Source organism: Aliiroseovarius pelagivivens (assembly GCF_900302485.1).
GTDB lineage: Bacteria > Pseudomonadota > Alphaproteobacteria > Rhodobacterales > Rhodobacteraceae > Aliiroseovarius > Aliiroseovarius pelagivivens.
This window is the reverse complement of the sequence record NZ_OMOI01000002.1, coordinates 435,267-450,154: the sequence shown is the minus strand read 5'-3', so window position 1 is coordinate 450,154 and position 14,888 is coordinate 435,267. Positions and strand designations below refer to the sequence as shown.

The following is a 14,888-nucleotide window of genomic DNA, read 5'->3' as shown; positions in this document are numbered from 1 at the left end:
CACTGTATGTGTAATTGGCGCGAAAGTAGTTCAGCGTTATAGGGGTTACAACACCTTTTGGCGTAGTGATGGCTTCTGATACAACGCATCCTTGCAGGGATGTTTGACCCACCTCCTTACTTTGAGGCGCCCACCAGAACATCGTTTATCAGCGCCAGTTGATCCGAGCGGATCATCTTGGGGGACAGTCGCAAAACCAACTTCCGTGGAAGGTTCACGATACCCGCGAAGGGGCGCACAAGCTCGCCACTGTCCAGAAAACGCTGCACCAGTGCCTCGTGCGCCATCAAGACGCCGCCGCCATGGCGCGCTTCCTCAAGCGCTACGGCGAAAAGCGAATGCTCGGTCCCGCCTGTGGCGATGCCGCCCTGATCCGTCTGCGCAGATAGCCAGCGCTCCCAATCGTCGGACCATGTGCTGTCACGCAGAAGCGTCTCGTTGCGAAGATCTTCAAGGCGCGTCTGACGCGCGGCCAGTTCTGGGGTGCAGATCGGGAAGATACGGTCCTGAGAAACCTCGATGTCATTTGGTCCCAACGGGTCAGCGGTGAAGAACAGCGACATATCTATTGGTTCGCGCACCAGATTCGGCGCCTCTTCCAAAGCGATCACCGACACCTGCAAATCAGGGGCGATCCGGCGCAGCCTCCCCAACCGCGCGGGCAACCAGTACTGGGCAAGCGACGGCAGGGTCGCCAGCTTGATCTTGTTCGGCGCGACCTGTTTGCGCAGCGCATGGACGGCAAGGCCCAATTGATCAAAGGCGCGGGTGAACTCGGGCACCAGCGCCTCAGCCATTGGGGTCAGCGCGACGCCGCGCGCATTCCGAACGAAAAGTGGAGCTTCGGCCCAGGCCTCCAGCGTTTTGATGTGCTGCGTCACCGCGCCCGGCGTGACTGACAGCTCTTCCGCGGCAGCTGCGAAGCTGCCCAGACGTGCTGCGGCCTCGAACGCGCGCAAGGCGTTTAAATGCGGGCCTTTGGGACGGGGTGGCGAGACGGGCATGACTGTCCTTCAAATAAGGCATAGTTTTTCTACGCCAAAATTATAGCAATACTGATTTGCGCGATCTAGCCCCGCTGACCGATCCTGAGGACGACACGGAAACGGACCTCAGGAAGGCGAGCCACCAGATGACACTTCAATTCAACACGCCGGTCGCCCAAACTGATCCGCTGATTGCAGATGCGCTGAACAGTGAGAAGCAACGCCAGCAGGATCAGATCGAACTGATCGCGTCGGAAAACATCGTCAGTCGCGCCGTTTTGGATGTGCTGGGGCACGAGATGACTAACAAAACGCTGGAAGGCTATCCGGGCAATCGCTTTCATGGCGGCGGCCGATTTGTGGACGTGGTCGAACAAGCCGCGATTGACCGGGCAAAGGCTCTATTCCACTGCAATTACGCCAATGTGCAGCCCCATTCCGGCTCGCAGGCCAATCTAGCCGTGTTCTTTCTGCTGCTGAAACCCGGCGACAAGGTACTGTCGTTGGATCTGGCTGCTGGTGGTCACCTGTCTCATGGACTGAAGGCCAATCTGTCGGGTCGTTGGTTCGAGCCACACCACTATGGTGTCGATCCGGAAACCGAGGTGATCGACTATGACGCGCTGGAACAACAGGCCATCACGCTACAACCAAAGCTGTTGATTGCGGGCGGATCTGCCTATCCGCGCGAGATTGATTTTGCGCGCATGGGTCAGATCGCCAAGAAGGTGGGTGCCTGGTTTCATGTGGACATGGCGCATATCGCGGGGCTGGTTGCGGGCGGGGCACACCCCTCGCCTTTCCCACATGCCGATATTGTCACCTGTACCACCACCAAAACCCTGCGCGGCCCGCGAGGGGGGCTGATCCTGACCAACAACGAAGATTGGTTTAAGCGCCTTCAATCCGCGGTCTTTCCCGGCGTGCAGGGCTCGATCCACACGCAGGTTCTGGCCGCAAAGGCTGTCTGTCTGGGCGAGGCGATGACGGATGCGTTCAAAGCTTACGCGCATCAGATTAAGGCCAATGCGGATGCATTGGCCAGCACGCTAGCCGCACGCGGAATTCGCATCGTTTCCGGTGGAACAGACACACATATCGTGCTCTTGGACCTCAGCAGCATGGGCCTGACCGGCAAACGTGCCGAGGTGGTTCTGGAGCGCGCCAATATCACTGCAAACAAAAACGCGATCCCCAACGACAGCCCCCGCCCGCCAGAATGGGTCGGCCTGCGCCTTGGGGCCAGCGCCGCCACGACACGCGGGATGAAAGAGGCCGAGTTTGCGCAACTAGGAGAGATCATTGCTGATTTGATTGACGCTGAAGCTGCGGACAATGCGGCCGCCCTTGAGGCAGTTGTGACTAAGGCCGCGGACAAGGTCGCGACGCTCTGCGCGGCTTTCCCCGCCTATTCCGGCTGACAGGATTCCTCTTGCCGACTACCTTTGCCTCGTCTGTGAACTCAGGCGGGTTCTCCGGGTCATTTGACCGACGCGCAGGTGTCGTTTTCAGAAAAGTCGGCCTGTGGTTAGGCTCTACGGTACAACGTAAGAGGAATTTAGAGCCGGAGGGATCCCATGCAGTCTCATGCGAAGGTCGTTGTTGTTGGGGGCGGCTGTGTTGGCGCCTCGATCCTGTATGGGCTGACTGAACACGGGTGCACCGATGCGGTCATGCTGGAGCGCACGCAGCTAACGGCGGGATCCACCTGGCACGCGGCGGGGCTGCTTGTGACCTTTGTACGGTCTCACAACGTCTCGAAAATGACGCTGGAAACGATCCGCATCTATACCGAGGTCGAGAAGAAGCTGGGCATGTCGGTCGGTCTGAAAAAGGTCGGGCAGCTGCGCGTGGCAAACACGCCTGAACGCTGGGACGAATTCCAAAGCTATCTGTCCGTGGCCGAGGCCGCAGGTGTTCCCTGCAAATTGCTGACCCCCGAAGAGGTCGCCGAGGTGCATCCGCTTTTGAACCAAAGCGACAGCATTCAGGGTGGCATCCTCCACACCGAAGATGGCTATGTGAATCCTGCCGACATCACGCAAGCCATGGCCAAGCTGGCCCGTGATGCAGGCGCCAAAGTGTACCAGAATACCGAGGCTCAGAGCTATGAGAAGCTCGAGAACGGATTGTGGAAAGTAGTCACTAATCAAGGCGAAATCACCTGCGAACACCTGATCTTCGCCACCGGGAACTACGCGCGCGAAAATGCCCGACGGGTGGGTATGGACCTGCCTTGTATCCCGATCGTGCACCAATACTGGACCACCGAAACAGTGCCGCATCTGATCGACCGCAAACAGCAGGGCTTGCCCGAGTATCCGATCCTGCGGGACGAGGATTACGGCGCTTATTTGCGCGAAGATACGGGCGGCCTTCAGTTTGGTCCCTATGAGTTCGAGAAGGATCTGAAGCTTTTCGCCGTGGACCGCGTGCCGCCCGAATTTGGCGCGGACCTTCTGCCCGAGGACTTCGATGCGGTGGAAACCCAGTGGGAACGCGCCATCGAACGTGTGCCAGTGTTGGGCGAGGTTGGCATCAAGGCCAACACCCGTGGCCCGTTCCAGATGACGCCCGACGAATTGCCTCTGGCTGGACCGGCTCCGGGGCATGAAAACCTGTGGCTGGCCGAGGGCATGCCGGGTGGCATCCTGTGGGGCGGAACCGTTGGCAATCAACTGGCGCAGTGGATCCTGAACGGACAGCCCGGAATTGATATGTCCGAGCTCGATCCGCGCCGGTTCGGAGACTATGCCTCGAAACGTTGGACCATGGACAAGGTGCGCGAGACGTGGGGCAACCACATGCACGCGCATATTCCCGGCGAGGACTTCCCCTCGGCCCGGCCCATGCGCACGGTTGGATCTTATGATCTGCTGACTGCCAAAGGGGCGGTCTGGACGACCTATAATGGCTATGAGTTCCCCAAATGGTTCGCGCCCTCGCCCGAGGACGCAATTCCGGTGCATTCCTTCCGCCAAACCCACGCTTGGGACCACGTCACCGACGAGGTGAAGACGACCCGAGAGCAAGCCGGCTTCATCGAAATGTCGCCCATGACAAAGTTCATGGTGCGTGGGCCGGGTGCTGCGGCGTGGTTGGACGGGTTGATGGCCAACAAGCTGCCCAAGGTGGGGCGGATGACCTTGTCTCTGATGTTGAACGACCGCGGCGGCATGGACGCCGAATACACCATCGTGCGCGACGCCGAGGACACGTTCTATCTGGTCTCGACCCCCAACGGGCAGGTCTATAACTGGGACGAGCTGACCAAGCGCCTTCCCAAAGATGGCTCGGTTGTGATCGAGGATGTATCCGAGCAATACGGCGTGGTCGCGCTGGCCGGTCCGCAATCGCGGGACATCCTGCAGCCGCTGACCGACAACGACCTATCCAACGAAGCCTTCCCGTGGCTGACGGCCCAGATCGGCGAGGTCGGCTATGCCAAAGGCGTGCGCCTGCTGCGGGTTAGCTATACCGGAGAGCTCGGCTGGGAAATTCACCATCCCGTCAACTACAACCGCCACATTGTCGATCTACTTTTAAAGGCTGGCGTGCGTCCCTTCGGGGCGTCGGCGCTGGAAAGCATGCGGCTTGAGAAATCCTATCGCGCGATCAACCGCGAGATCTGCAAGGACATGACCCCCTTCGAAGCCGGTCTGGACCGTTTCGTCGCCCTGAACGACCGGGACTTCATCGGGAAGGACGCTCTGCTGCGGCAAAAGAAAGACGGCAGATATAAGACACTAGTCACGCTGAAACTGCCCTTCCGCGAGACATCGGTGATCGCGCACGAAGCAGTCTATCATAATGGCCAGATCGTGGGGCGGGTGACCTCGGGCGGGTTCTCGTATTTTTGCCAGCATGACATCGCCATGGCGCTGGTTCCGTCAGAGCTGACCGCACCCGGCACGACGCTTCAGGTCAAGATCCACAACGAACTGCGCGAGGGCGAAGTGATCGACACCTGTGCCTATGATCCGGACAACCTGCGCCCACGAGCGTGACCGAAAACCGGGATGAGGATCTGAAGGCAGGAGGAATTTGGAGTAAGATAGAGGCCCGACTTATGTCGTTCCAGAACTTGGACGACATACCTTGCAGCCTCGTGCTGGGCCCGGGCGCATCGTGCAAATAGAGAGTGACGGAGATGAAACCGCCGAGATCCAGCCCCTCAATTCCGAGCTGGATGGAAAATATCGCCTTAAGGACAATCAAAATTGAACCGGATTTGTGTTAATCTTTACGCACTATTGGGATCACCTATACGTATTTGAGCCGCCCGACCGCGATTTAACCGGGCACGTGATCCCTCGATTTAAGACTGCAGGCCAACTGATTTTCAGGTGCATCTTCGCATCTCTGACGGTCTGTCCAATTGTTTTGGAGGATTGGAATAATGGCAAAGATTATCGGAACAAATGCCAATGAGACCATCATCGGCACTCAGGCAAAAGACATTTTGAAAGGCAAGGGCGGGAATGACACCATTCGCGGTCTTGGAGGGAATGACAGGATATTTGGCGGCGAAGGGGCCGATCTTATGATCGGCGGCGCTGGGAATGATTTTATTGACGCTGGCCCCACAAATACAGGGTTCAACGTGGCCAAAGGTGGCGGCGGCAATGACACGATCTACTCAAGTGGTACTGGTGAGTATTACGGCGGTTCCGGCAATGACTATATCAAAGCCGGGTTTGGTGTGAATGAACTTTTAGATGGTGGAAGTGGGGTTGACTGGCTTGATACGTCGCTTGTGAGCCTTAGCTATACCGTCAACATGGTCACCGGGGCCACGAACTGGGCTGGAGAGTCTTTTGTCAATTTCGAAAACATCCTGACGGGAGACGGGAATGACAATATTACAGGGACCAGCGGGAAAAACATCATTATGACTGGTGCTGGGACTGACACCATTAATGCTGGCGCTGGGAATGATATACTTGACGGCGGGCGCGACGCCGACATCTTGAATGGCGGATCGGGAACTGACACCGCTGACTACAGCAATTCGACTTCTTCGATCACGGTAGTCATTGATACCAACAAGGTCTGGGACGGCACAGGAACCGATACCATATCAAGTATCGAAAAGTTCAAAGGCAGTGACTACACTGACTATTTCTATTCAGATTTCGGTGACCATTATACTTTCCTTGGCCGTGCTGGCGATGACTATTTCTACAAGACTGAAGGGACAGGGCCAAACAACAAACACACCTTCAACGGTGGAAGCGGAACTGACACATTCCATGGACAGGGCCTTTCTAGTTTTCATACCATTAACCTGACCAAAGGGTATGTCTATGCCGACACCACCGAACGCGACAAACTGATTTCGATCGAGAATGTCGTCGCGTATAACGGCTCGACGGTCATTGGCAGCCACGGGGACAATGTTTTATCGGGCGCTGGCAATTACTCCTATACCCTGAAAGGGAACAAAGGGAACGACACCATCAATGGCAATTCACTAGGTGACGTTCTGTTCGGTGGCGCAGGGAAAGACACTATCCGCGGCAACGGTGGCAACGACACCATCAATGGTGATCAGGGAAATGACAAAATGTGGGGCGGTTCAGGCTCGGACACATTCGTGTTCAAAGGCCAGTTCGGCAAAGACCGCATCAACGATTTCAATGCGTTTGATTCCGATGAGAAGATCGACTTTAGCGGGGTGTCGGGCATCACGGGCTATAACGACCTGATGAACAACCATGCCACGCAAGTTGGGACGAATGTTGTGATCAAGGTTGGCAGCAACAAGGTCACGTTGGTTGACGTCAGCCTCAACGACTTGGATACAACCGACTTCTTGTTCTAGATGATGACACTGATCGGGCCGTGCTTTTGTGTGCGGCCCGCTACGCTTATCTGGCCTGCGATGTCAGCCAGTTCATCACGGCGTTCACCTCGGCGGTAGGTGCGGGTTTTCGCATCGACAGAAGATAGAAATCCTGCGCCGTGACCGCGGGCAGTGGGCCGATTTCAACAAGCTTCCCAGCGTCGAGATCCCGGACCGCAAGAAATCGATTGACCAGTGCCACACCCTGACCCGAGATCGCGGCGTCGACCGCAAGCGCCGTTTGGCTAAGCCGAAGGTGCCGCTGGCTTTGTTCCTTGATCCCAAGTCCAGCCAAGACGCTTGGCCAAAGATCATGGGTGTCGTGAATTTTCGGAAGCTGTGACAGCGCCTTGGGATCAAGTTCGGCGTCGGTGCGGTCAATCAAACTTGGCGCGGCCACCGCGATCACATCCCGCTTGAACAGAAGTGTGGCATTCAGTGCTGCGCCGAACGGAGGTTCCCCTTGGCGTATCGCAAGGTCAATTCCATCGCTGTGAAAGCTCGATACTTTCTCTGTCGCAAGAATCCGCAGATCAATGTCGGGGTGCTTTTCCGCCAGATCCGGCAGGTTGGGGATCAGCCATTTCGACGCGAAGGTCGGCGTGACGCTGATCAAGACCTTGCCGGGTTCGGGTTTCAGCTGGGCCGTGGCCGATCGCAGCTCGTCAAAAGCGCTTGAAATCCTGCTGTGATAGCTTCGCCCGGCAGGGGTCAGAGCCAGTCCCTTGGGCAACCTGTCAAAAAGAATGACGCCCAGATGTGCCTCAAGCTGACGCACCTGCTGCGCCACGGCGCCTTGCGTGACGCCCATCTCGTCCGCCGCAGCCCGAAAGCTTAGGCGGCGACCGGAAACATCAAATGCACGAAGCCCGTTGAGGGGAGGAAGATCGGCCATGCTGACAATAGTAATTCTATTGCCAAAGAAGATCAAATCTCGTTCGCGCTGACGCTTTGGGGCCAATATCTTAGGTCTAAGCGATGAAGGAGACTGATATGTCAGTAGAAAAAGTAGCACTTGTGACGGCCGGTGGCAGCGGAATGGGCGCCGATACGGCACGCCGGCTTGCAGCGGATGGGTTCAAGGTCGGGATCCTGTCATCCTCGGGCAAAGGCGAAGCCTTGGGGCAGGAACTCGGCGGGTTTGGCGTGACAGGTTCCAATCTGGACAATGACGCCCTGACCGAACTGGTCGAAGGTGCGCAAAGCCGCTGGGGCCGGGTGGACGTGCTGGTCAATTCGGCCGGACATGGCCCGAAAGGTCCGGTCTTGGACATAAGCGATGACGATTGGCATCAAGGTATGGAAGTGTACCTGATGAATGTGATCCGTCCGACCCGGCTGGTCACGCCTTTGATGCAGAAACAGGGCGGTGGCGCGATCATCAATGTCTCGACCTTCGCAGCGTTCGAGCCTGATCCCCTGTTCCCGACCTCGGGTGTGTTCCGCGCCGGGTTGGCTGCCTTCACCAAGCTGTTTTCCGACAAATACGCGGCAGAAAACATCCGCATGAACAACGTCTTGCCCGGCTTCATCGACAGCCTGCCCGAGACCGAGGACCGCAAGGCACGCATCCCAATGGGGCGGTATGGCCGTGCGGATGAAGTGTCATCTCTGATCGCGTTTCTGGCATCAGAGAATGGGGGGTATATGACCGGGCAGAACCTACGCATTGACGGAGGTCTGACCCGTGCCGTCTGATGTGATGATCGCAGAACCATCGCGCGAGCGGCTGGTATTCGCCGTCAAATGGGGTGCATCGGCCATCCAGATCATGGGGTACACCGCCACGGGGTTTGGCTGGACCCCGTGGAACCTTTATCTGTTCCTGGTCGGCGTTGTCGGTTGGTTCGCTGTTGGGGCGCTGTGGAATGACAAGGCTTTGATGCTGGTTCACCTTGTCGCCTTGGGCGCGATGATTGCCGGAATGGTCAGCGGCTAGGGCAATGCCGGCAAGGAACTGGTTCTTCACGTCGCGTCCGATCGTTTCATTTGCAAGAAAACAGTGGACCTCGTCATGTTAGCGCACATACATAGGGACCCAGAATAGAAGTGAGACCGGCCAGTTTCTGACGCCGGTCCATCTAAGGGAGTCCAATAGATGAGCGCCTCAGCTTATGTATATCAATCCATCGCCCAGTCGCTGGTGGATCACAATCACACCACCATGTTTGGCCTGATGGGCGACGCGAACCTGTTCATGGTCGATCATTATGTCCGCGAATGCAGCGGCGAATTCGTCCCCGTTGCGTTTGAAGGCAGTGCCGTTCTGATGGCGCTGGCCTATGGCCGCGTGTCCGGCAGTGTCGGCATCGCCACGGTCACGCACGGCCCGGCCCTGACCAACTGCGTCACCGCCCTGACGGAAGGCGTGCGGGGGCGCGTGCCGATGGTCCTTCTGACCGGGGATACGGCTGTGGCCAACCCACAGAACCTGCAGAACATCGACCAGCGCGAGACGGTGAAGATCACCGGCGCGGGGTTTGAACAGATGCGGTCGCCGGAAACCGCATCCTATGACGTGGCGCATGCGATCTATCGCGCCGAAGTCGAAAAGCGGCCCATCGTGTTGAACATGCCCGCCGATTTCATGTGGGAAGAAGTGACCCACGAAAAGCATGTCTTCCCCGCCTTCAGCGCCCCGGCTCATGTGCCCGAAGGCGATGATCTGGACGAAGCCATCGGCATGATCGCCAGTGCGAAGCGCCCGATCATTCTGGCCGGTATCGGTGCCAAGGACTCCGTGGATCAGATCAAGCGACTGGCCGACCGTCTGGAAGCCCCACTGGCGACCACGCTGAAAGCCAAGGGGATGTTCAATGACCATCCGTTCAACATCGACATCTTCGGAACGCTGTCGACCCCGGCTGCCTATGAAGCAATCGCCAAGGCCGACTGTGTTGTGGCCTTCGGTACGTCCTTGCATCACTTCACCACCGACAAGGGCGCCTTGATGAAGGGCAAACGCGTGGTGCAAGTGAATGACACGGTGACGGAAGTCTCTAAAAACTATCACCCGGACGCGGCCTTGGTGGCGGATGCCGGGCTGACGGCGGACAATATCGTCTGGTGGCTGGACGAGGCCGAAATCCCCCCCAGCGGCTTCACCGCCGAGCTGGATATCGATGCTCTGACCGCGCACCCTAAAGGCAACCCCGACAAATCCGCGCCCGGTTTTGTGAATTTCGAGTACGCGCTGGATCGTCTAGATGCAGCACTTCCCAAGGATCGCTTCCTGACCACCGATGGCGGCCGCTTCATGACCGAGGTCTGGTGCCGTGTCGCCGCCCCCGATGCGGAAAGCTTCATCGCCACGACCAACTTCGGCTCGATCGGGCTGGGGCTTCAGGTGGCCATTGGCGCGGGGTTTGCCGTGAAGGACCGCCCTGTAGTGCTGTTCACCGGGGATGGCGGCTTCATGATGGGTGGCATCAACGAGTTCAACACAGCCGTGCGCATGAAGCAGGATCTGGTCGTGATCGTCGCCAATGACAGCGCCTATGGGGCCGAGCATATCCAGTTCCTCGACCGCAAGATGGATCCGGGCTTGTCGATGTTCGACTGGCCATCCTTCGCTGAGATCGGCACCGCGCTGGGCGGGCAGGGTATCTATGTGGACAGCGTCGAGACGTTGGAAAGCGCGATCACTGCGATTGATACACGCACGAAACCCTTGTTGATCGAGCTGCGACTTGATCCCAACGACGTGCCGCGGATGCGGATCTAACCCGGGCGTTTACGCACTGAGATCGGTCAGGATCCGGTCCATCATCGCGTCGCAGGCGGCCAGTTCGGACAGGTCTACCCCCTCGTCCGCTTTGTGGCCGTCGCGCGCCATGTCTCCGGGTCCGATCACCACGGTCGCAAGCCCTTCGGCGGCGAAGAAACCTGCTTCGGTGCCGAAGGCGACCTTGGTGGTGTCGGGAGTGTTCGCCATCTGAGTCGCCCAATTGATGACCGGATCATCGATGGGCGTTTCCAGCCCGTAATAGGCATTGGTTTGTGTGATCTCGACACCCGTCGGGGTGTTGAACGATGCGCCGACACGCTCGGCGATATCGGTCAGATCGGAAAGAATCTCGGACGCCGGGGTTTGCGTCAGATGACGGTATTCCATCTCTAACTCTGCCAAATCCGGCACAATGTTCAGTGCGCGACCTCCGGTCATACGCCCGATATGGACGGTGGAATAGGGAATGGAATAGGCCGTATCCGTCGCGCCCTTAGCCAACCGATCCTGAAGCGCGCGGACCTCGTCGATGAACGTTGCGGCGACATGCAGGGCGTTGGTGAATTCGGGCGCCAGCGCACTGTGACCCGCTTCCCCGTGGCATGTGACCTTCAGCGCCACCTTGCCCTTGTGACCCGTCGCCACCTGCATCGAGGTCGGCTCGCCCACAATCACTGCGCGCGGATTGCCCAGAAGGGGCGCCAGCGTCGGCATCATCTGGCGTATGCCCACACAGCCAATTTCTTCGTCATAGGAAATCGCAAGGCTGAGCGGTTCTGTCAGGGGCGCACGCGCGGCACGTTCCGCCATCGCAAGAGCCGAGGCCAGAAACCCCTTCATATCCGTCGTGCCCCGCCCGTGCAGGCGATCCCCGCGTTGGGTCAGGGCAAACGGGTCGCTAGACCACTCCTGCCCATCGACCGGAACCACATCCGTATGCGCGGACAGGCAAACGCCGCCAAGTTCAGGCCCGATTCGGGCAAAAAGCCCGGCCTTCTGACCGCAGGGCGATGGGATGCGCACCAAAGCGAACCCGGCGCTTTGCAGCAGGTCCTGCACATAGCGAATCAGATCCAGATTGCTGTCTTTGCTGACGGTCGGAAAGGCGATCAGCCGCTCAAGAATCTCAATTGTGCGGCTCATTGTGCCTCCTTCGTTTCGGCATGTATCCTGACCGATCTGTGGGCAAAGGAACAGGTGCGATCAGTCCACAGCCAGCTCGGTGATTTCGCGGCGGAAGGGTAGGGCGTCGCCGATATCCTCTCCGTCCAGTTCACGGGCATAGCGGTGGCCGGCATAGGTTGCCCAGGCAATCGGGCCGGGCGCTTGAGCGTCTCCAATCAGTTTGACCGACTTGATCCCGGCATCGGCCCAGTCCGCCTGACGTGCTTTTAGGTCGTTGTAGACGCTGTTGTTCTCCAACTTTGCAGACACCAGAAGCACCCCGTCGCATTCAATCGGACGACGCTGATCGGTGAACGTGCAGTTGGTTTCCACGCAATCCTTGCCGATGGCCGTGACGCCGCGGTTCAGCTCGATTGTCACGCCCATCTCGACCAGACGGCGGTGGATTTCGTGCTGTTCTAGCGTGTTTAGTGTCCATTCGCTGACGTAAGCGGCAGGTGTGACCAGCGTGACCTTGCACCCCTTCTGCACCAAAAGCTCGGCCATCACGCCACCCATGTAATAGTGGTCGTCATCATAGATCACCACATGGCCCGAGGGGCTGGCCCCGTCCATCAGGTCGTCGGGCGTGAACAGCGGCATGGCGGCATCGGTCGGGAAGGGCACCACATGCTGGCGCGAGACCCCGTCGCGGCGCCATTTGGCTCCGGTGGCGATGCAGACATTCTCGAACCCGAACTCAAGGATGCTTTCCGCATCGAGCTCACTGTCGAAATAGGTTTCGACATTCGGTTTTTGGCTGATCTGGTATTCGCGGTAATCCACAACACGGCCCCAAGCCGACAGGCCCGGCAGGGTGCGTTCACGGGTGACGCGACCACCTATGACGGTGCCGGCCTCGGCCATCGCCACGTCATAGCCGCGTTCGGACAGGGCACGCGCGGCCTCGAGGCCCGCAGGACCGGACCCAACCACCAGCACGTTCGAGCTGTCGCCTTTGGTGTTCATCCGTTCGGGGTGCCAGCCTTTGCGCCATTCCTCCATGAAGGTGGGGTTCTGGGTGCAGCGGCTGATCGACATGGTCATGTCGCCGGTGATGCAGATATTGCAGCCGATACATTCGCGAATGTCCTCGATCCGGCCTTCTTCGACCTTCTTGGGCAGGAATGGATCCGCGATGGACGGACGGGCGCATCCGATGAAGTCCAGCGTGCCAGTGCGGACCATCTTGGCCATCACGTCAGGGCTGGTGAAGCGCCCGACGCCAACGATGGGCCTGTCCGTAAGCTCGTGAATGCCTTTGACCAGCTGTTCCTGCGCGGCTTCTTCCTTGAAGCGCGACGGGCCCGAGCAATCCTCCCACGTGCCCTGCGCCAGATCCCAAAGATCGGGCAGGTTTTTGTTCATCTCGACAAACTCGCGCACCTCGGCGTTGGAAAAGCCAAGATCACCGATGGTCTCATCCAAGCTGACACGCAGGGTGATCCCCATCGTATCGCCCACGGCGTCTTTGATGTCAGAAATCACTTCGTTCACGAAGCGCGAGCGGTTTTCCAGAGAGCCGCCATATTCATCCGTCCGGTGGTTGGTGGCGCGGCTAAGGAAGTGCTGGAAAATGCCGAACCCATGCGCGCCGTAAAGGCAGATCAGGTCAAACCCGGCGTCTTTCGATCGTACGGCGGCGTTCACGAACCAGCGGCGCAGATCCTTGATGTCCTGCTTGTCCAAAGCACGCGCCTGAACCGGGTCGTTGGTGAAGGTGCGGATCGGCTGGGCGGACACGGCCAGCGGAACCTCTTTGCTGTACAGATTCGGGCCATTTACGCCGGAATAGGCAAGCTGAATGCCCGCAAGCGCCCCGTTGCTTTTCATCGTATCGGACATTTTGCGCAGCATCGGAATGTCTTTGTCTTCCCACAGGCGCAGCTCGATAAATGGCGTGATTTCAGAGGTATGGTGCATCTCGCACTGCTCGGTGAAAATGACGCCCCAACCGCCTTCGGCCTTGGACCCGCGCATCGCCGCAGCAGCAGACGGATCGCGATAGCCACCCCCGTTGCAGTGGGGCACTTGATAGAAGCGGTTTTTGGCTGTGACCGGCCCGATTTTCATGGGCTCGAACAAAATGTCATAGCGAGGATCGCGCACGTTTCATCTCCTGTCAGGATGGTGTTATCGGGCCAGCGTGACAGATGATTGGGTTAGGCTAAAGTCGTGCTTGTGAAAGCGCGGCTTAGGCTGTGCTTAACTCTTGGGTGGGATGGCGCTGCCGGGATAATTCCAGTCGCGGATTACTGTCGCGGCGTGGTCAATGAAGGCGTTCACCGTCAAGACACTGCGCGCGCCTTCGGGGACAATCAGGCCCAGTCGCATGGGGCGCTGTTCCCCTTTCAAAGGGATAAACACCAGCCGCCGCCCGTCCGGAGACAGGTCGGAATAGGGTCTAATATTGGCGATTGCATAGCCAAACCCGTTGGCCACCATCGACCGCATCACCGCCATGTCCCGCGTACGTTCGACAATGCGGGGCTTGCGACCTGTTTGGTCAAAGAAGCTGAGGAAATAGTTGCTGCTGAGCGGCAGGTCCAAAAGGACCATCGGATAATCCAGAAGCTCGGCCACCTCGACCTCGTTCTGACGGGCAAGGGGGTGGCCTTCGGGCACCATTGCATAGGGGGGGAGCGAGCGAAGCGGCACGAATTCTAGATCCGGCGGGATCTCGAGGTCATAGGACAACGCCACGTCGATTTGCGCCCGGCGCAGCTGCTCGATCAGGTTCAGCTGGTCGGTTTCAATCTGGCTGACGCGGACATCCGGGTATTTCAGTTCAAACTGACGCCGAATCGCGGGCAAAAGCACCTGCGCGAAGGTCACAAGGCAACCGATGTTCAGCGGCCCCTGCACATTGCCCGAGATATCGCCCGCCAGCCGGTTCAGGGCATCCGCTTCCTGCAACACCTGCTTGGCTTGCGCCATGAACTGTCGGCCCGCTTGGGTCAGGCTCAGCCCATGCGCGTGTTTGCGTACGAAAAGCGGCAAGCCGAATTCGTCTTCTAGCTGGGAAATCGCGGCCGAGATCGACGGCGACGACACATTCACCCGCTCGCTGGCGTGCGAGATCGAGCCTTCCTCGCCGACGGCGACGAAGTATTCCAACTGACGAAGAGTGAACCGCAAAGCCATCGTGCGATTATGCCTTACGGTT

General features: G+C 58.5%; 11 protein-coding genes. 6 read left to right on the top strand and 5 right to left on the bottom strand.

Features of this window, described 5'->3' with window-relative positions; genetic code table 11:
* Positions 1 to 116 precede the first annotated feature (116 nt).
* On the bottom strand, positions 117 to 1,004 hold the full coding sequence (locus tag ALP8811_RS14355) for a LysR family transcriptional regulator (RefSeq protein WP_108857945.1): 888 nt from the start codon (positions 1,002 to 1,004) through the stop codon (positions 117 to 119).
* Positions 1,005 to 1,132: 128 nt separating this feature from the next.
* Here ALP8811_RS14355 and ALP8811_RS14350 point away from each other — a divergent pair, with 128 nt between their 5' ends.
* From ALP8811_RS14350 to ALP8811_RS14340, 3 genes are all read left to right on the top strand, one after another.
* A complete protein-coding gene (locus ALP8811_RS14350; RefSeq protein WP_108857944.1) occupies positions 1,133 to 2,407 on the top strand; it encodes a 2-methylserine hydroxymethyltransferase in 1,275 nt (424 codons plus the stop codon).
* Positions 2,408 to 2,563: 156 nt separating this feature from the next.
* Positions 2,564 to 4,993 (top strand): GcvT family protein, encoded by a 2,430-nt coding sequence (locus ALP8811_RS14345; protein ID WP_108857943.1) that lies wholly within the window; start codon positions 2,564 to 2,566, stop codon positions 4,991 to 4,993.
* A gap of 392 nt (positions 4,994 to 5,385) precedes the next feature.
* Positions 5,386 to 6,810 carry a calcium-binding protein gene (locus tag ALP8811_RS14340; protein WP_108857942.1) on the top strand — a complete coding sequence of 475 codons (1,425 nt, stop codon included), beginning with the start codon at positions 5,386 to 5,388 and terminating at the stop codon, positions 6,808 to 6,810.
* A gap of 46 nt (positions 6,811 to 6,856) precedes the next feature.
* Here the strand turns inward: ALP8811_RS14340 and ALP8811_RS14335 are convergent, their stop codons facing one another.
* The gene (locus ALP8811_RS14335) at positions 6,857 to 7,726 is read right to left on the bottom strand and encodes a LysR substrate-binding domain-containing protein (protein WP_108857941.1); all 870 of its coding nucleotides are present in this window, start codon (positions 7,724 to 7,726) and stop codon (positions 6,857 to 6,859) included.
* A 98-nt stretch (positions 7,727 to 7,824) separates the two neighbouring features.
* Here ALP8811_RS14335 and ALP8811_RS14330 point away from each other — a divergent pair, with 98 nt between their 5' ends.
* From ALP8811_RS14330 to ALP8811_RS14320, 3 genes are all read left to right on the top strand, one after another.
* Positions 7,825 to 8,529 carry an SDR family oxidoreductase gene (locus tag ALP8811_RS14330; RefSeq protein ID WP_108857940.1) on the top strand — a complete coding sequence of 235 codons (705 nt, stop codon included), beginning with the start codon at positions 7,825 to 7,827 and terminating at the stop codon, positions 8,527 to 8,529.
* 4 nt (positions 8,530 to 8,533) lie between these two features.
* Positions 8,534 to 8,770 carry a DUF6552 family protein gene (locus ALP8811_RS14325; protein WP_245924669.1) on the top strand — a complete coding sequence of 79 codons (237 nt, stop codon included), beginning with the start codon at positions 8,534 to 8,536 and terminating at the stop codon, positions 8,768 to 8,770.
* 159 nt (positions 8,771 to 8,929) lie between these two features.
* Entirely contained in the window at positions 8,930 to 10,555 is a 1,626-nt protein-coding gene (locus ALP8811_RS14320; protein WP_108857938.1) for a thiamine pyrophosphate-binding protein, read from the top strand.
* A gap of 9 nt (positions 10,556 to 10,564) precedes the next feature.
* Here ALP8811_RS14320 and argE read toward each other — a convergent pair whose 3' ends face one another.
* The 3 genes from argE to ALP8811_RS14305 form a co-directional block, all read right to left on the bottom strand.
* A complete protein-coding gene (gene argE / locus ALP8811_RS14315) occupies positions 10,565 to 11,701 on the bottom strand; it encodes an acetylornithine deacetylase (RefSeq protein WP_108857937.1) in 1,137 nt (378 codons plus the stop codon).
* A 60-nt stretch (positions 11,702 to 11,761) separates the two neighbouring features.
* Positions 11,762 to 13,831, bottom strand: coding sequence for an oxidoreductase (locus ALP8811_RS14310; protein WP_108857936.1), 2,070 nt, complete (start codon positions 13,829 to 13,831; stop codon positions 11,762 to 11,764).
* A 96-nt stretch (positions 13,832 to 13,927) separates the two neighbouring features.
* Positions 13,928 to 14,866, bottom strand: coding sequence for a LysR family transcriptional regulator (locus tag ALP8811_RS14305; RefSeq protein WP_108857935.1), 939 nt, complete (start codon positions 14,864 to 14,866; stop codon positions 13,928 to 13,930).
* Positions 14,867 to 14,888 lie beyond the last annotated feature (22 nt).

Excerpts from the sequence above, each read along its gene's own strand:
- ALP8811_RS14340 (WP_108857942.1), top strand. The coding sequence starts at position 5,386 with ATGGCAAAGATTATCGGAACAAATGCCAATGAGACCATCATCGGCACT.
- ALP8811_RS14350 (WP_108857944.1), top strand. The coding sequence starts at position 1,133 with ATGACACTTCAATTCAACACGCCGGTCGCCCAAACTGATCCGCTGATT.
- ALP8811_RS14330 (WP_108857940.1), top strand. The coding sequence starts at position 7,825 with ATGTCAGTAGAAAAAGTAGCACTTGTGACGGCCGGTGGCAGCGGAATG.
- argE (WP_108857937.1), bottom strand. The coding sequence starts at position 11,701 with ATGAGCCGCACAATTGAGATTCTTGAGCGGCTGATCGCCTTTCCGACC.
- ALP8811_RS14325 (WP_245924669.1), top strand. The coding sequence starts at position 8,534 with ATGATCGCAGAACCATCGCGCGAGCGGCTGGTATTCGCCGTCAAATGG.
- ALP8811_RS14335 (WP_108857941.1), bottom strand. The coding sequence starts at position 7,726 with ATGGCCGATCTTCCTCCCCTCAACGGGCTTCGTGCATTTGATGTTTCC.
- ALP8811_RS14320 (WP_108857938.1), top strand. The coding sequence starts at position 8,930 with ATGAGCGCCTCAGCTTATGTATATCAATCCATCGCCCAGTCGCTGGTG.
- ALP8811_RS14345 (WP_108857943.1), top strand. The coding sequence starts at position 2,564 with ATGCAGTCTCATGCGAAGGTCGTTGTTGTTGGGGGCGGCTGTGTTGGC.
- ALP8811_RS14355 (WP_108857945.1), bottom strand. The coding sequence starts at position 1,004 with ATGCCCGTCTCGCCACCCCGTCCCAAAGGCCCGCATTTAAACGCCTTG.
- ALP8811_RS14305 (WP_108857935.1), bottom strand. The coding sequence starts at position 14,866 with ATGGCTTTGCGGTTCACTCTTCGTCAGTTGGAATACTTCGTCGCCGTC.